18 protein-coding genes are annotated in these 18,892 nt (G+C 66.3%); 3 read left to right on the top strand and 15 right to left on the bottom strand.

What is annotated here, in order from left to right; translation table 11 throughout:
* Positions 1–7: 7 nt before the first annotated feature.
* From EAG14_RS03130 to EAG14_RS03105, 6 genes are all read right to left on the bottom strand, one after another.
* Positions 8–790, bottom strand: a complete 783-nt coding sequence (locus tag EAG14_RS03130; protein ID WP_121728029.1) for an enoyl-CoA hydratase/isomerase family protein — start codon at positions 788–790, stop codon at positions 8–10.
* Positions 787–1,305, bottom strand: a complete 519-nt coding sequence (locus tag EAG14_RS03125) for a DinB family protein (protein WP_121728028.1) — start codon at positions 1,303–1,305, stop codon at positions 787–789. The genes EAG14_RS03130 and EAG14_RS03125 overlap by 4 nt, the downstream gene beginning before the upstream one ends.
* A complete protein-coding gene (locus EAG14_RS03120; RefSeq protein ID WP_162995896.1) occupies positions 1,302–2,126 on the bottom strand; it encodes a dienelactone hydrolase family protein in 825 nt (274 codons plus the stop codon). The genes EAG14_RS03125 and EAG14_RS03120 overlap by 4 nt, the downstream gene beginning before the upstream one ends.
* 82 nt (positions 2,127–2,208) lie before the next feature.
* Positions 2,209–3,087, bottom strand: a complete 879-nt coding sequence (locus tag EAG14_RS03115) for a dienelactone hydrolase family protein (protein ID WP_121728026.1) — start codon at positions 3,085–3,087, stop codon at positions 2,209–2,211.
* Positions 3,088–3,101: 14 nt separating this feature from the next.
* Positions 3,102–4,709, bottom strand: coding sequence for a carboxyl transferase domain-containing protein (locus EAG14_RS03110; RefSeq protein ID WP_121728025.1), 1,608 nt, complete (start codon positions 4,707–4,709; stop codon positions 3,102–3,104).
* 14 nt (positions 4,710–4,723) lie between these two features.
* Positions 4,724–6,457 (bottom strand): AMP-binding protein, encoded by a 1,734-nt coding sequence (locus tag EAG14_RS03105; RefSeq protein WP_121728024.1) that lies wholly within the window; start codon positions 6,455–6,457, stop codon positions 4,724–4,726.
* Positions 6,458–6,562: 105 nt separating this feature from the next.
* Here EAG14_RS03105 and EAG14_RS03100 point away from each other — a divergent pair, with 105 nt between their 5' ends.
* Together EAG14_RS03100 and EAG14_RS03090 are read left to right on the top strand one after the other, a co-directional pair.
* Positions 6,563–7,693: an AraC family transcriptional regulator gene (locus EAG14_RS03100; protein ID WP_240456915.1), complete on the top strand. Its 1,131-nt coding sequence runs from the start codon at positions 6,563–6,565 to the stop codon at positions 7,691–7,693.
* 479 nt (positions 7,694–8,172) lie between these two features.
* Complete coding sequence (locus EAG14_RS03090; protein ID WP_121728021.1) at positions 8,173–8,853, top strand: glutathione S-transferase family protein; 681 nt, start codon at positions 8,173–8,175, stop codon at positions 8,851–8,853.
* 98 nt (positions 8,854–8,951) lie between these two features.
* Here EAG14_RS03090 and EAG14_RS03085 read toward each other — a convergent pair whose 3' ends face one another.
* From EAG14_RS03085 to EAG14_RS03060, 6 genes are all read right to left on the bottom strand, one after another.
* Positions 8,952–10,403: a patatin-like phospholipase family protein gene (locus EAG14_RS03085; protein WP_240456914.1), complete on the bottom strand. Its 1,452-nt coding sequence runs from the start codon at positions 10,401–10,403 to the stop codon at positions 8,952–8,954.
* Positions 10,404–10,437: 34 nt separating this feature from the next.
* Positions 10,438–11,091, bottom strand: a complete 654-nt coding sequence (locus EAG14_RS03080; RefSeq protein WP_121730265.1) for an HAD family phosphatase — start codon at positions 11,089–11,091, stop codon at positions 10,438–10,440.
* 53 nt (positions 11,092–11,144) lie between these two features.
* Entirely contained in the window at positions 11,145–13,148 is a 2,004-nt protein-coding gene (locus EAG14_RS03075; RefSeq protein ID WP_121728020.1) for a site-2 protease family protein, read from the bottom strand.
* The gene (locus EAG14_RS03070) at positions 13,148–14,137 is read right to left on the bottom strand and encodes a hypothetical protein (protein ID WP_162995895.1); all 990 of its coding nucleotides are present in this window, start codon (positions 14,135–14,137) and stop codon (positions 13,148–13,150) included. The genes EAG14_RS03075 and EAG14_RS03070 overlap by 1 nt, the downstream gene beginning before the upstream one ends.
* An 86-nt stretch (positions 14,138–14,223) precedes the next feature.
* Entirely contained in the window at positions 14,224–14,655 is a 432-nt protein-coding gene (locus EAG14_RS03065) for a YchJ family protein (protein ID WP_121728018.1), read from the bottom strand.
* On the bottom strand, positions 14,652–15,356 hold the full coding sequence (locus tag EAG14_RS03060; protein ID WP_099656730.1) for a DUF4197 domain-containing protein: 705 nt from the start codon (positions 15,354–15,356) through the stop codon (positions 14,652–14,654). Before EAG14_RS03060 ends, EAG14_RS03065 begins: the two co-directional genes overlap by 4 nt.
* A gap of 139 nt (positions 15,357–15,495) precedes the next feature.
* On the opposite strand from EAG14_RS03060, the gene EAG14_RS03055 reads away from it, so the two are divergent.
* Positions 15,496–15,972 (top strand): DUF421 domain-containing protein, encoded by a 477-nt coding sequence (locus EAG14_RS03055; protein WP_099656731.1) that lies wholly within the window; start codon positions 15,496–15,498, stop codon positions 15,970–15,972.
* A gap of 87 nt (positions 15,973–16,059) precedes the next feature.
* On the opposite strand, the gene EAG14_RS03050 is transcribed toward EAG14_RS03055, so the two are convergent.
* The 3 genes from EAG14_RS03050 to EAG14_RS03040 form a co-directional block, all read right to left on the bottom strand.
* Complete coding sequence (locus tag EAG14_RS03050) at positions 16,060–17,190, bottom strand: acyl-CoA dehydrogenase family protein (protein ID WP_121728017.1); 1,131 nt, start codon at positions 17,188–17,190, stop codon at positions 16,060–16,062.
* Positions 17,191–17,242: 52 nt separating this feature from the next.
* Positions 17,243–17,911, bottom strand: coding sequence for an SDR family oxidoreductase (locus EAG14_RS03045; protein ID WP_121728016.1), 669 nt, complete (start codon positions 17,909–17,911; stop codon positions 17,243–17,245).
* 310 nt (positions 17,912–18,221) lie between these two features.
* On the bottom strand, positions 18,222–18,884 hold the full coding sequence (locus EAG14_RS03040) for a pyridoxamine 5'-phosphate oxidase family protein (protein WP_121728015.1): 663 nt from the start codon (positions 18,882–18,884) through the stop codon (positions 18,222–18,224).
* Positions 18,885–18,892: the final 8 nt, after the last annotated feature.

Below are 18,892 nucleotides of genomic sequence, written 5' to 3'. Positions count from 1 at the left end.
TTACCGATCAGCCCAGCCAGTTGGGCTTGCGCTTGTTCAGAAAAGACTGCACGCCTTCCTTGCCTTCGTCGCTGGCGCGGATGTCGGCAATGCCCTGCACCGTGGCAGCGATCAAGCCTGCGTTGATCTCACGCTCGGCCACATCGAGCACCAGTTTCTTGCACACCCGCACGGCGTTGGGACTGGCGCTGGTCAGGGCTTTGAGCAGTTCATCGACCTTGGCATCCAGCTGATCGGCAGCCACCACGGCGTGCACAAAACCGATGCGCAGCGCCTCGGCCGCGTCAAAGCGCTCGGCCGTCAGGAAGTAGCGGTGCGCAGCGCGCGCGCCCATGGCTCGGATCACATAGGGGCTGATGGTGGCGGGGATGAGCCCCAGCTTCACCTCGCTCAGGCAAAAGCCCGCCGCGTCCACCGCCACCGCCATGTCGCACGCGGCCACCAGGCCCATGCCGCCTGCGTACACATCGCCCTGCACGCGGGCAATCGTGGGCTTGGGGCATTCGTAGATCACACGCAGCATCTCGGCCAGCTTGCCTGCGTCAGCGATGTTTTCATCGCGCGTGTAGTCGGCCATGCGGCGCATCCAGTTGAGGTTGGCACCGGCGCAGAAAGCAGGGCCTTCTGCGGCGAGCACCACGGCGCGCACATCGGCACGCCCCCCCACCTCGGTGAAGGCGGCGGTGATCTCGGCAATGACCTCATCGCTGAAGGCGTTGCGGATCTCAGGCTGCGTGAGCGTGATGCGCGCCACTGCGCCTTGGTAGGTAATTTGCAGGTTGTTGCTCATGGCGTGGCTGCGGCCTGTTCGGCCCGCAAAAAGTAGATCAGATCCAGCACCGGGCAGACGTGGCCTAGTGCTGTGAGGGCGGCGGTAATCTGCCCACGATGGTGGGTACTGTGGTTGAAGACATGCGCCAGCGTGGCCACAAAAGGCATCGATACCGCTTCGCCTTTCGTGGTGGTGTAGGCCAAGTCACCCTCCCAGCGCTCAGCAGGCCAGGTGGCCAGCAGCGGTGCCCAGCGGGCAGTGCCCTCGCGCAGGCGCGGTGCGAGTTGCAGCCGGTCGGGCTCGGCCTCGGCATCCAGAGCCAAGCCCGGCGAGCGGCCTTCGTCAAACCGCACAAACCACAGCAGGTGCTCACCCACCAACAGGTGGTTGAGGGTGCCATGGATGCTGCGGAAAAACAGGCCCACATCACGGCGGTAGTCCTCGTCAGACACCACCGCCACCGCGTCAAGCAGGCGGTCTGTAGCCCATTGGTTATAGCGGGCCAGTTGGCTGAAATAGTGTGCAGGGTTCATGGTGCCTTCCGAGCGCCCAGCACCCGGCTCCAGAAAGATTGCAGGGCTGCCTGAGATTCGGTTCGTGCCTGTGGGTTGCCCCCTTGGTGTACCCCCTGGGCGGACGTTCCGTTGGGCACATCCCCCCGCAGGCGCACGGGGTCTTTGCCATCAAAGCCGTGGTAGCTGCCCTCGTACACATGCACCGTCACGTCGCTGCCCGCGCGGGCCTTGAGGGTGGTGGCCCAGTCCACGCAGGGTTGGGCCGGGGTCCAGTCGTCCAGCGCACCGAGCTGCATCAGCAGCGGCACGCCGTCTGCCACGGCCTGGTGTTTGAGCAGGGGCCCGCAGCCTGGGTAAAACACCGCCGCACCGGCCAACGCGGGCTCACCTTCTTGGGGATGGGTGTGCCGCTGCACGAGCAGGTTCAAGGTGGTGGTTCCGCCGTTGGACCAGCCCATCACGCCGATGCGCTGGGCATCCACACCCGGCTGCGCCGCCAGCCACACCAGGGCGGCGCGAGCGTCCTGCACCCGGTCGTTCACGTTCAAGGTCCGGTCGCTGTAGCGGGTCTGGCATACATCGCGCAAACCGCGCGATCCAAAGCTGTCGGGCATCAGCACGGCATAGCCTGCGGCGTGCAAAGTCTCAGCCGTCTCCCGGTAGCGCGAGGACAGCGCCCCGCCCTTGGCGTACAAGCCTCCGCAGCCATGCAGTGCGAGCACCGCAGGTTGGGCAGAGGGCTGAGCCTGTGCGGCAGACTGCGGCGCTGGCAGCCAGTGGGCGCGCAGCACAGTGCCGGACGGCAATGGCAGCTCCACGCGCTGCATGGGGCTGGCCATGGCAGCAAGACAGGCACCAGTCCACGCCATCAGGACAAGGAATTTTCGAGAGTAAAAAAGCTTGAAACGCATGCTGACGCCTTTACTGGGGGGCTACAGGAGCAAACCCATTCGCATCCAGAAACTCGGACACGGCAGGCTGCCACACTTGCGGGAAGCGGGTGAAAAGGGAATGCCCATCTTCGCCATGCGGCGGGAACTGCACAAAGCTCGCCTTGCCCCCTGCCTTGGTGAACGCGGCATGCCACTGGCGCGGCAGTTGGGGGCCAAAGTACATGTCATTCTCGGTATAGACCCACAGCATGGGCACCCTGGCCTGCGCACCATACGCCTGAAAGGTGCGCTCCAGCGCGGGCTGAGAGCAGGGATTCTGCGGTCGGCCCTTGGGGTCGCCACCGCTGCCGCCCGCAAAATTGATGGCGGCCACCACGCCGGGCGGGTTTATCGCGGCCAGCGCCACCGTACCCCCTCCACCAAACGACTGCCCTATCACCAGCACCTTGTCGGGCGCCACGTCAGGCCGCTGGCGCACCGCGCTCAGTGCGGCCAGCATTTGCACGGCAGCGGCGTCGAACCCTGGCGGGTAGTTGCGGTTGTTGCACGCCCCCGTGTCCTCCACGTCCTCGCCACCGCTCACGCCATAGCCCACACGGGTGGGCACGGCCACCACAAAGCCACGGCGCAGCAAGTAGCGCGATGCATCGGTATAGCGCGCGCGGCCCAGGCTAGCCCGGCCTTGCGCATCGGGCGCGCGGCCATGGTTGACGAGTGCAATCGGGGCGGGCTGGGGGTTGGTGTCGTCGGACCAGACCGTGACACGGATGGTGTGGGCCACCGGTTTGCCCCAGGCGTTTTTCACCTGCACGGGCACATCGATCTGCTCTTCCACCACCCGGGCGTGCGTGGCACCAGCCAGCGCCGCCAGTGCCAACCCCACAGCCCATCCATAAGACACGCGCATGTTTCCAGGCCCCTTTACATGCGGAACAGGCCGAACTTGGTGTCTTCGATGGGCGCATTGCGCGTGGCGGCCAGCCCCAGCGCCAGCACACGGCGGGTGTCGGCGGGGTCGATTACGCCGTCGTCCCACAAGCGCGCAGTGGCGTAGTAGGGGTGGCCCTGGTCTTCGTATTGACGGCGGATGGGGGCCTTGAAGGCTTCTTCTTCCTCCATGCTCCACTGGCCGCCTTTGCCTTCGATGCCGTCGCGCTTCACCGTGGCCAGCACACCAGCGGCCTGCTCGCCGCCCATCACGCTGATGCGCGCGTTGGGCCACATCCACAAAAAGCGGGGCGAGTACGCGCGGCCGCACATGCCGTAGTTGCCCGCGCCAAAGCTGCCGCCAATGATGATGGTGAACTTCGGAACACTCGCCGTGGCCACGGCCGTCACCATCTTGGCGCCGTTGCGCGCGATGCCTTCGTTCTCGTACTTGCGGCCCACCATGAAGCCGGTGATGTTCTGCAAGAACACCAGCGGAATCTTGCGTTGGCAGCACAGCTCGATGAAGTGCGCGCCCTTGAGGGCCGACTCGCTGAACAGGATGCCGTTGTTGGCGATGATGCCGACCATCATCCCCTCGATGCGCGCAAAGCCCGTGACCAGCGTGGTGCCGTAGCGTGCCTTGAACTCGTCAAACTCGCTGCCGTCGACGATGCGGGCAATGATCTCGCGCACATCAAAGGGCTTGCGCGTGTCCACCGGGATCACGCCATACAGCTCATCAGCTACAAACTTAGGAGCTACTGGCGCTTGATCTGCGTGCGCTAGAGGCTTATTTTTATTCAAATTGCGCACTGCATTGCGTGCCAGTTGCAGCGCGTGCATATCGTTCTGCGCCAGGTGGTCGGCCACACCCGACAGGCGGGTGTGCACGTCACCGCCGCCCAGGTCTTCGGCCGTCACGACCTCGCCCGTCGCGGCCTTGACCAGCGGCGGGCCACCCAAAAAGATGGTGCCCTGGTTCTTGACGATGATGGACTCGTCGCTCATGGCTGGCACGTAGGCGCCGCCCGCCGTGCACGACCCCATGACCACCGCGATCTGCGAGATGCCCATGGCGCTCATGTTGGCCTGGTTGAAGAAGATGCGGCCGAAGTGGTCGCGGTCGGGGAACACTTCATCCTGGTTGGGCAGGTTGGCGCCGCCCGAGTCCACCAGGTAGATGCAGGGCAGGTGGTTCTGCTGCGCCACCTCTTGCGCACGCAGGTGCTTCTTGACGGTGAGCGGGTAGTAGGTGCCGCCCTTCACCGTGGCGTCGTTGCACACGATCATGCAGTCCACGCCGCTCACGCGGCCAATGCCCGCGATGAGCCCCGAGCTGGGCGCATCGTTGTTGTACATGTTGAGCGCGGCCAGCGGCGCCAGTTCGAGGAACGGCGTTCCCGGGTCCAGCAGCATCTGCACGCGCTCGCGCGGTAGCAGCTTGCCCCGCGCCGTGTGCTTGGCGCGGGCCGCCTCACCGCCGCCCTGGGCGACCTTGTCGAGCTGCGCGCGCAGGTCATCCACCAGTGTGCGCATGGCGGCAGCGTTGGCCAGAAAGTCCGCCGAGCGGGCATTGAGTTGGGTGTCGAGAATGGTCATACGTTGTGGCTCTTTCAAGCGGTTTTCTGTTCTTCCAGGCCCAGCTGGTCCTTCATCTCGTCGCGGATCTTGAACTTCTGGATCTTGCCCGTCACCGTCATCGGAAAGCTGGTGACAAAGCGGATGTAGCGCGGCACCTTGTAGTGCGCAATCTGGCCCTTGCAGAAGGCGCGGATGTCGTCTTCGGTGGGTTTGGTGCCGGGCTTGGCGATGATCCAGGCGCAGAGTTCTTCGCCGTACTTCTGGTCGGGCACGCCCACCACCTGCACGTCCTGCACCTGGGGGTGGCGGTACAAAAACTCTTCGATCTCGCGCGGGTAAATGTTTTCGCCGCCACGGATCACCATGTCCTTGATGCGGCCGACGATGTTCACATAGCCCTCGGCATCCATGGTGGCCAGGTCGCCGGTGTGCATCCAGCCGCCGTCGTCGATGGCCTCGCGGGTCTTGGCCTCATCGCCCCAGTAGCCGTGCATGACGGAATAGCCTTTGGTGCAGAACTCGCCGCGCTGGCCGATGGGCACGATGGCGCCCGTGTCAGGGTCCACGATCTTCACCTCCAGGTGAGGCTGCACCTGGCCCACGGTGGAGACGCGCTTATCCAGCGGCGTGTCGGTGCTGCTTTGGCAACTCACGGGGCTGGTCTCGGTCATGCCGTAGGCAATGGTGATTTCGCGCAGGTTCATCTGCTCCACCACACGCTTCATCACCTCGGTCGGGCAGGGCGATCCCGCCATGATGCCGGTGCGCAGCGTGCTCAGGTTGAACTCGGCAAACCGCGGGTGGTCCAGCTCGGCGATGAACATGGTGGGCACGCCGTGCAGGCCGGTGCAGCGCTCGTCCTGCACCGTCTGCAACACGGTGATCGGGTCGAATCCGTCATTGGGGTACACGATGGCAGAGCCATGCGTGAGGCAGGCCAGGTTGCCCAGGACCATGCCAAAGCAGTGGTACAGCGGCACGGGGATACACAGCCGGTCTTCGGGCGTGAGCTTCATGCATTCGCCAATGAAAAAGCCGTTGTTCAGGATATTGCGGTGCGTAAGCGTGGCCCCCTTGGGGAAGCCCGTGGTGCCGCTGGTGAACTGGATGTTGATGGGGTCGGTGGCCTTCAGCGTCGCTGCGATGTGCGCCAGGCGCGGGTCGGCCGCGTTGCCGCGTGCAATCAGCTCAGTAAAGCGCAGCAGACCGGGCTCGTCGGCACCCTGCCCTGCTTCGTCATCAATCCACACCACCGTCTTCAGCTGCGGCAACTTGGCCGCTTGCAGGTGGCCCGGCTGCTGGCCCTGCCACTCGGGCGCCAGCTCGCGCAGCATGCCCAGGTAGTCACTGGTTTTGAACCGCGCCATGGTCACCAGCAGCTTGCAGCCCACCTTGTTCAGGGCGTATTCGACTTCAGACGTGCGGTAGGCCGGGTTGATGTTGACCAGCACCAGGCCCACCTGCGCGGTGGCCAGCTGCATCAGCACCCATTCGGCATTGTTGTGCGACCAGATGCCCACGCGGTCGCCGGGGGCGAGCCCCATACCCAGCAGCGCGCTGGCCAGGCGGTGGGCTTCAGCCTGCAACTGAGCGTAGGTGTAGCGGCGGCCCTGGTGCACGCTCACCAGCGCCTCGCGATCGGGCTGGCGGGCCACCATGTCGGCAAAAAAGGCGCCGATGGTCTGCTCGATCAGGGGCACATTGGTGGCACCACGGGCGTAGCTGTCTGCCAGCGGTGCGGATTGTGTTGCGGCTGCACTCGTCACGGGTTTGTCTCCTCTGTCATCCGGCCCAAGCCTCAAGAACACGCGGGCGGGCGATTCGCAAGCATAGGCAAGCATAGAAGCCCACGCCCAGGCTCGGTTGCCACAATGGTTGCAAATCGTGCCACGGCTGGCACACTCTGCGGCGTGAAACCGACCCACCATCCCAGCAACCGATTGGCGCCACCCGCCGCAGTCCCCACCGCTGCGCCCATTGCACCTGCGGCAACGCCTATTGCATTCGTGCGCGCCATTGTTCTGGCGTACGAGCGGCGCAGCCTGAGCCCCGCGCGCGCCCTGGCCCAGGCACAAATTGCGCCGCAGCTGCTGCAGGACGACAGTGCCCGCATCACCGCTTGGCAGATGGAGCAGATCTCCGACGCCGCCATGCAGGAGCTGGACGACGAAGCCCTGGGCTGGTTCAGCCGCCGCCTTCCCTGGGGCAGCTACGGCATGCTGGCACGCGCCAGCATCAGCTCGCCCACGCTGCAGGTGGCCCTGGCCCGCTGGTGCCGCCACCATGGTCTGCTGGCGGACGACATTGCGCTGCACCTCACCACCCAGGGCGACACCGCCACCCTGGCCATCACCGAGGCCCGCGACCTGGGTGCGCTGCGCGAGTTCTGTCTGGTGTCGGTACTGCGCAATGCCCATGGCCTGGCCTGCTGGATGGTGGACTCGCGCATCCCCCTCATCGCTGCCGAATTTGCGTTTGACGCACCGCCGCACGCCGATGCGTATGCCGTGCTGTTCCGTGGCCCCGTCACCTTCCACGCGCCGCGCACCGCACTGCACTTTGACGCCCGCTACCTGCACCTGCCCCTGCGCCGCGACGAACAGGCCCTGCGCCAGATGCTGCAGCACGCCCTGCCCCTGACGGTGCTGCACTACCGCCGCGACCGCCTGCTGGTGCAGCGCGTGCGCCAATTGCTGGCCGCCCCCCTGCCGGGCCAGCCCGCCCACGCCTTGCCCCAGCACAGCGCCGAATCCCTGGCCGCGCTGCTGCATGTGTCGCCGCGCACCCTGCACCGTCAGTTGAAGGAGGAAGGCGCCACGCTGCAGGGCCTGAAAGACGAAGTGCGCCGCACCCGCGCGGTGGAACTGCTGCACCGCACGCAGCGGCCGATCAAACAGGTGGCGGAGGCGGCGGGGTTTGAGAACGAGAAGAGTTTTATCCGGGCGTTTCGGGGGTGGACGGGGCAGTCGCCGGCGGAGTTTCGGAAGGTGGTGCGGGTCTAGAGACTGCGCAAGGAATGCTTTACGCTTACTCTCACATGCAGATCAATTCAATATCTTGCCTGCTCAAGGTCAAGCATCTGGAGAACCGGTCATACGTCGCTGTTTTCCAGACAGACGCTGGTACGTTTGAGCTATTTTTGGCTGGCGCTGGCTATCCGGGCGAGTTCACTGGCTTCATGTCGCCGTCTCTACGGAATCAGACCACGGGTCAGAGTTGGGTACTCGACTGGCCGCTAGCGGAAATCGTTGCCGCACACTTGGAACCAGTACTGGACACAGCGGGAACCGACAGGCAACTCGCCCAAGAACTCATCAGCGCGTTACTCGCAGGTAAACGATACGGGCATGAGGGCCGTCCCGAAGGATAAAGCAGCCCCGCTCCACGACCATCATTCGCATGTACGTTGAATAGCAGCCGCTGGCCGCAGACACGACACATGCCAAGCAACCTTAGTCACCCACGCGAAGTCAGCCCCCTCATGCTCCACCTCCACCACTGCATCAGCGCCCGCTCCTTCCGCCCCCTGTGGATGCTTGAAGAGCTGCAACTCCCCTACCAGCTCCACATGCTGCCCTTCCCGCCGCGCGCCAAGGCGCGATGGTTTCTGGACGAGAACCCGCTGGGCACGGTGCCGCTGCTGGTGCAGGGCGCTGCGCCGAATGAGGTGCGCATGACCGAATCGGCCGCCATGTGCCAGTACCTGGCCACCACGCACCCTGACGCGGGGCTGGATGTGGCACCCACGCACCCGGCGTATGGCGCGTACCTGAACTGGCTGCACATGAGCGATGCGACGCTCACGTTTCCGCAGACGCTGGTACTGCGCTATGGACGCTTTGAGCCCGCAGAGCGCAAGCAGCCGCAGGTGGTGGAGGACTACACGCGCTGGTTTCTGGCACGGCTGCGGGCGGTGGAAGCTACCGTGGCGCACAGCGACTACCTGTGTGCGGGCCGCTTCACGGCGGCCGATGTGGCGGTGGGGTATGCGCTGCTGTTGGCTCAGCACCTGGGGCTGGTGGAGCAGTTTGGCCCGGCCACGCAGGCCTATTGGCAGCGGCTGCAGGCGCGGCCTGGCTACCAGCGGGCCATGGCAGCGCAAACGCGTGCGGCAGAAGAACAAGACGTGCCAACCACCCCGGCACCCGACACACGGCCTTGAACGGCTGTGGGTGCGACTGCGGGTTCTTCGTGCCCCCTCGCGCCTTTACCTTCTTGGCGGCTCCCAGCCAGTTCGCGCAACGCAGAGTGGTCTACCGCTCAATCCTGCGCCTGCAGCCGTGCGGGTGGTGCAGGTGGCACCGCCGCCCCCTTCAGCGACTGCACCAGTGCTTGAAACTCTGGCGAATGGCGCAGCACGCTGCCCCCGGCTTCGATGAGCCCCGTGACTTCGTCCGGTGCAATCGAAAACGCCGTGGGCACTTGCAGCAGCCTGCGGCGGGCCACGGCGTCTGGGGCGTCGCGCAGGTTGACGGGGATGACGTGGACCTCGGCATCGTCGGCAAACGCATCAAAGCCGCCGCGTGCGCCCTCGGCCAGGGATTTGCGCCAGCGCTGGGTGATGTCGCGCAGAAACTCCTGCGTCTCACGGGTGGAGCGCGAACCGGCGCCAAACAGCAGCGTGTCCACCACCTGCGCAATGTTGGGCACGGTGTCCTGCGCATCGATGTGGTACGAGGGATCACGCTCGGCATTCACGGTGATCAGCACCAGCTTGCGGATGCTGCGCGGGGGGATGCCGACCTCGCTGAACGTCTCGCGCAGACCGCCACCAGCCATGGCACGGTCAAGCAAGCGCTGCACGCCCAGGTTGTCGGCCAGCCCGCCATCGACCAGGTGGATGTAGGGCCTGCGTTCTGCGTCCTGGTAGCTCACCTCGTGCGCACGGTACAAGCGTGCCCGGTAGTCGTTGGCAGCAGCGCGCTCAGCGGCGACGGTGGTGGTGCGTTGGCGCTCGGGGCATTGATCGGCGTAGTTGCGCAGGGTGACGGGGCTGAGCAACAAGGGCACGGCCGAGGAAGCCGCCACCGCAAACGACAAGGGCACTTTGCGCAGGTCGGAGCAGATCAACGCAAACTGCTCCCAGGTGAACTCAAACCCCGTGCCCAGCGACATGTCGGTGGCGGTGATGAAGAGCTGCGGGTGGCGTGGGCGCTTTTCCACATCGCCAAAGGTGCGCCCTTCGTACAGCTCGTCCAGGCGGCGGGCCAGCAAGTGGGTGCGACCCAGCCAGGGCGAGGTGAGGTCGATCAGGTTGCCGGGCCGCAGGGCCTGGGTGATGAGGCTGTTCTGAAAGTTCTGGCGCAAAAAATCTTGCTCAAAGCGCGGCAGCCCCTCGATGCCGTGCGCAGCAAAGTAGGCGGCCACAATGCTGCCGCCCGACACGCCACTGACCACATCCGTCGCATCCAGCAGCGTGGTGGGCTGACCGTCCCATTCAAAGCGGGTTTGCTGCATCTCCGTCAGCACCCCAAAGCCAAACGCCGCAGCGCGCGCGCCGCCGCCCGACAAGGTCACGGCCACCAAGATGGAGGGGTCGCGCTCGGACTTGCGCAGGGGCACGCTCTGGTCCTCTGCGGGCAAGGGCTCGTTGACCCAGGGCCGCACGGATGAGCAGGCACTCAAAAGCCCCAGCCCCACGATGAGCGCTGAGTGGGCCATCCAACGCCACAGGGGGCTCAGGCGCGGATGGGTGTTTGTGTGAAGAGGCACGTTGGCAAGCCGGTGAAACATGGAACGGCTGCGCTCAGCAGCCCAGCAACGCAGGCAGATCGGCCATGCTGCGAAAGACCTGCACAGCCCCTGCTGCGCGCAGTGCGGCGCCGTCGTCCAGCGGGGCGTAGGCAAACACGGTGGCACCGGCGGCCACACCGGCCGTGACACCGGTCACGGTGTCTTCCACCACGGCACAGCGCTGCGGCGGGGTTTGCAAGGCGGCGGCAGCGGCCAGGTACACATCGGGGGCGGGCTTGGTGGCGGGCATTTCGTGGCCGCTGAAAATACGGCCGTCAAAAAATGGGGTGAGCCCCACCTTGGCCAGTTGCATCTCGACCTTGAGCCGATCGGCCCCCGAGGCACAGGCGATGCGCCCGTTGTGGTGGGCGTGCACCCGCTCGATGGTGGGGTGGATGTGCTCGATGGCCGTGAGGCGCGCCTCCAGCTCGGCGTTGCGCCGCGCGTAGAACGCGGCCATCCAGGCGTCCGTCAGCGGCTGGCCGGTGTGCAACTCGATGCGGGCCGCCTCGCCGCGCACCGTCTTGCCGATGAAGATGTCCATGCATTCCTGCGCACCGATGGCCCAACCAGCCTCGTTGAGCATGGCGCACAGCACGCCGTTGGTGATGGGTTCGCTGTCGACCAGCACGCCATCGCAGTCAAACAATACCGCGTCAAATTGCATCATCCGTTCACACTCGCTTGTACCCGTGGGGGATGCCCGTCGGGAGGGGGTTTTCAGTTTGGGGGGTTGCCTGCAGGCTCTGCCATCCGCTCACACAGGCCCGTGGCTTGCGCGGCCTCTCGGCGTGCCAGCTCGCGAACACCGGGTACTTCAGGGACCTGCAGGGCCGACGCGGGAGGGCCGCACCATCGCATGGCCCAGTATGCACCGGGCTTGGCGCGGCGCAGGATGTCGGCACGGGCCTCTTGCGCCTGGCGGGCGTCACCCAGCCGCTGCATGACGGCCCACCGGTCCAACTGCCACAGCGCATCACGCCGGGGCGACGCCGCATTGCGGGCGGACTGCAGCCAGGCCTGCCAGTGGGAGCGCAAGCTGGCAGGGTCTTGGCGGGCCATGGCAGACCACACCAGTGTCTCCAGCGCCCGATCTTGCAGGTGCACCCAGCTGGCGGTGACCGGCGCAGGCACCTGCGCCAGCACCTGCTGGGTGAGGGGCACCGCACGATCGGTAGCCCCTTGGTCCAGCAGCAGCCAGGCCAGGTCCAACTGCGCATCGGCACGGCCCACACGCGCAGCCAAGGCGCCGCGGCTGCGGTCGCCTTCGGCGGGGGTGGGCCAGGCATCCACATTGCGCTGCAGCAGGCGCTGGGCCTCTTGCTTTGCCTCTTGGGCATCACCTTCACCTGCCTGCTGCATGCGCCAGCGCGACAGGACGGAGCGCGCCGTGGCCGCGCTGTAGAACGAGGGCGAGAGGCCAGAGCGTGTGGCAGCGGGTGGGCCAGCGGGTGGCGCGGCGTCAGCCGCCTCCCACAGGGCCAGCGCGCGTTGCATGCGCTCGATGGATTCGTTCAGCGAGGCCGCGCTGTGGGCCAACGAGGACTCGGCCCGGGCCTGCCACAGGCGCAGCGACGCATCGGCGTCCGCAGGCATCTCGGCCAGCAGGCGCAGCCCCCAGGCGCGGGACTCTTGCGGGTCTTCCGTGGCCTGCAGCAGCCCCAGCAAGGTGCGCGCCCGCAGCGGGTTGCTGGCAGGCAGTGGCTCTGCCAGTGCCCAGGCCTGTTGGTAGCGGTCCAGCGCGGCCTGGGTGTCTTCCAGCTCCAGGGCATCGTCTGCCGCCTCCACGTACAGCGGCAAACGCTGAGACTCGGGCAGGGTGTCGGTTTTTTCGAGGCGGCGCGTCCATTCCTCGGGGGTGACAAAACCGCTGGCAGATGCGCTGTAGGTGGGTGGGGATTTCTCATCGACCACATCGGGCAGGTACTGGGGCGCCGAGCGCGCCGCCATGAACAAGGGCCCAGCCCCCGTGGCCCACAACGCCGCTGCGGGCAAAGCAAGGCAAGCCAGATACAGCGCCAAACCTGCCAGGGTGCCAAGCAACCCGAGGCGCGTGCCCTGCAGCTCGGGTAGCAAAGCCCGCACGGCGCCCAGGCGCTGCGCGAAGGACCAGCGGGCAAACTGGGGCTGCTGGAGGGCGGTGAACACCCGGGTCGCAGCCTCGGCCTCGGTCAAGGCCTGCCCCGCTGCGGGGCGTGGCACCTGGCGGTCCACCCGCATCAGCCGCCAGTGGTAAGGCAGGCCCATGGCCAGCAGCCCCGCCAGGGCCAGCGTGATGGCATCGTGCAGCAACCAGCCCAGGGCCCCCAACGCCACCATGCCTGCGAGCACAAAGACAAAGCGCAAGACAGGCCAGCGCACGAACAGCAGCGACTCCACCACGCGCCCGCCGTCCAGCGGATGCACGGGCAGCAGGTTCAGGTAATTGATGATGAGGCACATCAGGACAAAGTCCGGTACCCACGCAGACGGCGCCAGCCAGCCCTTGGCCAATGCGCCCATCAGCCCCATGGCCAGCAACAGCCCTGGCACCGGCCCGGCCAGGTACACCGCCAGCTTGTTCCAGGTGGACGCGCTGGGTTTGTGGCCCAGGGCCACACCACCGAGCCCCGGGATGAACAGCACCGAGAGGTTGCGGTAGCCCAGCGTGCGCATGGCCAGCCAATGTCCACCTTCGTGCGAACCGATGACCACGAGCAGCACCAGGGCGCTGCGCCAGCTCATCAACACGCCCCCACCAGCACAAACAGGGCGGCCGTGGCGCCCAGTGCCAGCCACTTGCGCCGCGGGCGGGCGGCCACCTCGGCCTGGTGCGACTGGTGTTGCGCAAAGGCCTGCAGGTCTGCATGCAATGCTGCGTCCACACCCGCTGGCGAGGCGGTATCGGACAAAGGAGCCGCGGTTGCTAAGGAAGCGGCAGGCACTGGCGAGCGCGCCATCACCTGGGCGGCGCGGCGCATGCCACGCACCAGCGTGGGCGCCTGCCGCAGCGCGGCCCATCCGCGCATGCGCCACAGCGGCAAAGTGGGTGCGGCGGTTTCGCTGAGCGGGGGCGCAGCCACCGGTGCCGAGATCGGTGCCGTGAAGGGGGTGAGGTAGCCACGGGCCTGCCCCTCGGGCAGCATGCCTTGCAGCAAGCCCAGGCACACCTCGCGCACCGCAGCCACATCGGTCACGGGCTGTCGGCCTGCAGCGCAAGCAGCCTCTACGCGGCGCTGGTGTCCGGCCCAAGCCTGGGGCACGGATGGCAGGTAGTCGTCGTGCACCCGCCAGGTGGCAGGCCACCACAGCAGAAAGTGGCGAAAGCAATGCACCGTCAGGTCATGCGGCCCAGCATCGGCCCACACGGTGGCCCACTGGAACGTGCAGGCGCGCCCGGCCTCGGGCAAGGTGGAGGGGGACACCTGCAACTGCGTGCGCCCGTCGGCCGACACATACACATCGCTGTACACCCAGGGCATGCCCGCAATGCAGGCCGTGGGGCTGCACTGCAGGCTGTAGCTGTAGGTGAACCCCATGGCCATCACATCGCCCGCTGCGGCATCGAGAATGCCCCGGTGCGGCGCAGGCACGGCAGCGCGGTCCAGCACCTGCACGGCCACGGGCTGCAGCCGCAACTGCGCGAGGCTGCGGGCCATGGCCAGCCACATCCACAGGGGCAAGGCCACGGCAAGCAAGGCTGCCGCAGCGGCCACGGTCATCCAATGGTTCATTCCATCCCTCTCACGTTCTCTGGGCGCACCGGTGTTTCCCGGCGTCACCATGCGGGCTGTGCAGCCCCATCCTGATCACCAAGCGCTCAGCGGTGATCTCCGTCCACATAAAACCACCGCCCGCCTTCGCGCACAAAGCGGCTGCGTTCGTGCAAGCGCACGGCGCGGCCGCCCAGGCGGTGGCGGGCGACGAATTCAACTTCAGCGTGGTCGGCGTCTTGCACCCAGTGGCCGCGCACTTCCAGGCCCAGCCACTGCGTGGCCGGGTCAAAGTCGAGCGATTCGGGGCGGTGGCTGGGGTGCCAGGTGGCCTGCAGGTAGTCGGTACGCTCACGCACAAAGGCGGTGTAGCGCGAGCGCATGAGGTGCTCTGCGTCAGGGGCACTCTGGGTGTCCCAGTGGTCCAGGTAACGGCCGCAGCATTCGGCATAGGCCACGGGTTGGGCCTTGGCACCCGTGCCTTGCTGGCGGCCACAGGGGCAGGCCGCTGTGGCAGGGGCCGCTTTCTTGGGGTTCAACGCAAGGCCCCAAACACCTTTTGCAGAATGGCGCTGCCCGCGCCTGCGGGGTTCTGGCGGATCTTGCGCTCTTCCTCACCGATCATGAAGAACAGGCCGTCCAGCGTTTTGCCGGTGACGTAGGTGGCGAGGTTGGACTCTTCGGGCTTGAGCAGGCCAAAGCTGGCGGCCTTGCCCGCGAAGGCGTTGTACTTCTGGGTGAGGCCCACCTTCTCGGTGGCCTGGTTCACCACGGGCAAAAAGCGCTCGGCCAGCGGGGCACGGGTCTTGGTGACGAAGAACTGGGTGACGGAGGTATCGCCGCCCGCCAGGATGTTCTTGGCGTCGGTCACGCTCATGGACTGCACGGCACCCACCAGCAGATCCTTGCCCATGGGCACGGCGGCCTCGGCTGCGCGGTTGATGGAGGTGACCAGTTCATCAATGCGCTTGCCCTGGCCCATGGACTTCATGACCTTGGCCGCGTCTTGCAAGTAGCCCGGCAGGCCGATGCGCACCTGCGGGTTGCCCAAAAACCCGTCGGTGCGCCCGAGCAGGGACACCGCTGCCTGCGCGCCTTGCGCCAGTGCGGCCTTGAGGCCGCTGGAGGCGTCGGCATTGGTCAAGTCGCCCAGCGACAGGGCCCAGGCACGGGAGTAAGTAGCCAACAACAGGGCACCCAGCGCCCCTGCGCTGGCTTGGTGGAAATGGCGGCGCTGCATGGTGGGGGTCTTTCAGTGGAGGTGGACAACACACTGGCGGCGCGGAGGGCGTCAGTGCGGCAAACAGGGCTGATTTTCGCCGAGAGGAGCCAGGCCCTAGACTGGCATCGCCAGACAAGGTGCAACAAGGAGTAGTGCGATGTGGCAAATGAGCGTGCCGTGGTGGGAGTTTGTCGTGCGGGGCATGGTGGTGTATGTGTTCCTGCTGGTGTTTTTGCGGCTGACGGGCAAACGCCAAACCGGGCAGTACGCGCCCTTTGACTTGGTGCTGCTGCTGGTGCTGTCCAACGCGGTGCAGAACTCGATGAACGCAGGCGACAACTCGCTGGTGGGCGGGCTGATCTCGGCCCTGACGCTGATCGGCTGCCATGTGGTGCTGGCGCAGCTGACCTTTCGCTCGCCCTGGCTGGCCCGGTGGGTGGACGGCACGCCCCAGGTGCTGGTGGACAAGGGGCAGGTGAATGAGCGGCTGATGCGCGAGGAACTGATCACCGCCGACGACCTGGGCGCCGCCTTGCGCGCCAGCGGCTGCCTGGCATTGCACGAGGTGGAGCGCGCCACCATCGAGACCAACGGCCAGATCACGGTGGTGCTGAAGCCGCGCAGCACACCCTGAATATTCAAACAAAATGGCTGCTAGCGCTTATTCAACAAGCGCTAGAAGCTATTAAATCAATAGCAAATACTCTGCAAAGGGAGGGCCTTAGGCCAGCGCACGCTGGATGAGGATCTTCTGCACGTCGCTCGTGCCTTCGTAGATCTGGCACACGCGCACGTCGCGGTAAATGCGCTCCACCGGGAAGTCGTTCACCACGCCGTAGCCGCCCAGCGTCTGGATGGCAGCGCTGCACACGCGCTCGGCCATCTCGCTGGCAAACAGCTTGGCCATGGCGGCTTCCTTCAGGCAAGGCTTGCCCGCATCGCGCAGCGCGGCGGCGTACCAGATGAGCTGGCGCGCGGCCTCGATCTGCGTGGCGCACTCGGCCAGGCGAAAGCCCACGGCCTGGTGGTTGAAGATGGCGGTGCCAAAGCTTTCGCGCTCTTTGGAATACGCCAGCGCCACGTCGAACGCGCTGCGCGCCATGCCCACGCTTTGCGCGGCGATGCCAATGCGCCCGCCTTCGAGCGCGCCGAGCGCAATCTTGTAGCCCTCGCCCTCGGCACCGATCAGGTTCTCGGCCGGGATGCGGCAGTTGTCGAAGTTGATCTGCGCCGTGTCGCTGCTGTGCTGGCCCAGCTTGTCTTCGAGCCGCGCCACCACATAGCCGGGGTTGCTGGTGGGCACCAGGAAGGCGCTCATGCCCTTCTTGCCCGCGCCCTTGTCGGTGACGGCGATGACGATGGCCACATGGCCATTCTTGCCGCTGGTGATGAACTGCTTGACGCCGTTGATGACGTATTCATCGCCCTGCTTCACTGCCGTGGTGCGCAGCGCGGACGCGTCGGACCCCACATGCGGCTCGGTCAGGCAAAACGCGCCCAGCATCTCGCCACGCGCCAGCGGCGTGAGCCAGTCGCGCTTTTGCTGCGCGTTACCGTAGCGCATGAGGATGGCGTTGACGGGGCAGTTGGTCACGCTGATGGCGGTGCTGGTGCCGCCATCACCCGCCGCGATCTCTTCGAGCACCAGCGCGAGCGTGAGGTAGTCGAGGTTCGCGCCACCGAACTCTTCGGGCACGCAAATACCGTAGGCGCCGAGGGCGGCCAGGCCCTGGTGGGCTTCTTTGGGGAAGTGGTGCTCCTTGTCCCAACGCGCGGCGTGGGGCCACAGCTCGGTTTGGGCAAAGTCGCGCACGGCGTCGCGGATCATTTCCTGGTCTTGGGTGAGCAGCATGGTGGTTTGTCTCCAGAGTTTTTATATGTGATGAGGTGGTTGCGGCGGCGGCCTACCAGTGGCTGGCACGGCGGCCGTCGTGGTGCAGCAGCCGCCCTTTGTCTGCAGCAGTCACGCTGGCCAGCGTGTTGCGCAGGCCACGCACGCTGTCCTCCACCGACAGCGGCGCGGTGCCGCCGCCCATGTCGGTCTGCACCCAGCCGGGGTCGATGGTGACCAGCGTGGCGCCGGGGTAGTTGTGCTGGGCGGAAGCCACGGCCATGTTCAGCGCCGCCTTGCTGGTGCGGTACAGCCACGATTCGCTGTTCGGCACGCTTCCGATCTGCGACATGGACGATGAGAGGAAGGCAAACACGCCGCCCGCATCCGCGACCAAAGGTGCCACCTGCGGGATGGCCTGCATGGCGCCCAGCACGTTGGTGCGCATGACGGCATCAAAGTCTTGCTGGGTGGGGGGCGTCAGGGCGTTGGGGCGGCGGATCACGCCCGCCACGTACAGCGCCAGGTCGAGCTTTTCGCCGTCCAGCTGCCAGGCCAGGCCGCTGACGCTGGCGGGGTTCGCCACATCCACCGTGAGCACGTCAGCGCCCAGGGCCTGCACGCGCTCGCGCCCGGCGTCGTCGCGCACCGTGGCGATGACGCGGCGGCCCGCTTCGGTGTACTGGCGCACCAGTTCCAGGCCAATGCCGCGGGATGCGCCGATGATGAGGATGGATTTCATAGGTGAATTGGAATGAAATAAGGCTCTAGCGCTTATTCATCAAGCGCAAGCAGCTACAAATATAGGAGCATTTGCAACCATGCCATCGCATGGGGACACCGTTCGACGCACCACTCGCAGTCCACAAAACTGGCACGGCCCAGGCGAGGGACACCTGGCAAGGGCCGCCCCGCAGCGAGGGTGTCGTCCCCCTGCAGGGGCTGAGAGGCGCGGCTCCAAACCTGCCTGCGCAGGTTTGGACGTCCTCGAAGAGCAACCGCCTCTGGCGGCTGCACCGAGGCGCCGAAGGCGACGCAGGGGGTGCACCATGTCACGCATCGCCCAGTTGCTGCTCTTGCGCCAGTTGGGCGCGGTAGCGCTGCAGCATGGCGGCGTGGGTTTCGGGCTCGGTGGCCAGGCCGATCTGGTCGTGGATCATCTGGTTCATGGACGGCAGCACGCTGCGGTCCACCTGCGCATCGGCCTGCCACAAGCGCGAGCGCATGAAGGCCTTGGAGCAGTGCAGGTAAGCCTCGGCCACCTGCACTTCAATGACCAGCTTGGGGCGCTGGCGCTCGCTAGCAAACAGATCGGTGAAGGCGGCCTCATCACGCAGCCGGGCCGTGCCATTCACGCGCAGGGTTTCGTCCACGCCGGGAATCATGAACAGCAGGCCGATGCGCGGGTCGGCCAGCAGGTTGGTCAGCGTATCGAGCCGGTTGTTGCCACCCGAATCGGGCAGCAGCAGGGTGTGGGCATCGGGCGCTTTGACAAAGCCTGGGGCACCGCCGCGCGGCGAAGCATCGAGCAGCGCCCCGCCCTGCCCGGCGTGCTCACTCTGCGCCGTGGCCGCGCCGGCGGAGGCCACCACGCAAAACGGCGAGAGGGCGATGAAGTGCCGGCAATGGGCGTCCAGCAACGGCTGTTGTTTGCGCAGGGCCCGCTCGGCGGGTTGGGCATACAGGCGGCGCAGCTGCTCCAGGGTTTCGATCATGGGGACTC

This window comes from Acidovorax sp. 1608163 (assembly GCF_003669015.1).
In the GTDB taxonomy this organism is placed as follows: domain Bacteria; phylum Pseudomonadota; class Gammaproteobacteria; order Burkholderiales; family Burkholderiaceae_C; genus Acidovorax.
This window is presented reverse-complemented; position numbering and strand designations above follow the sequence as displayed.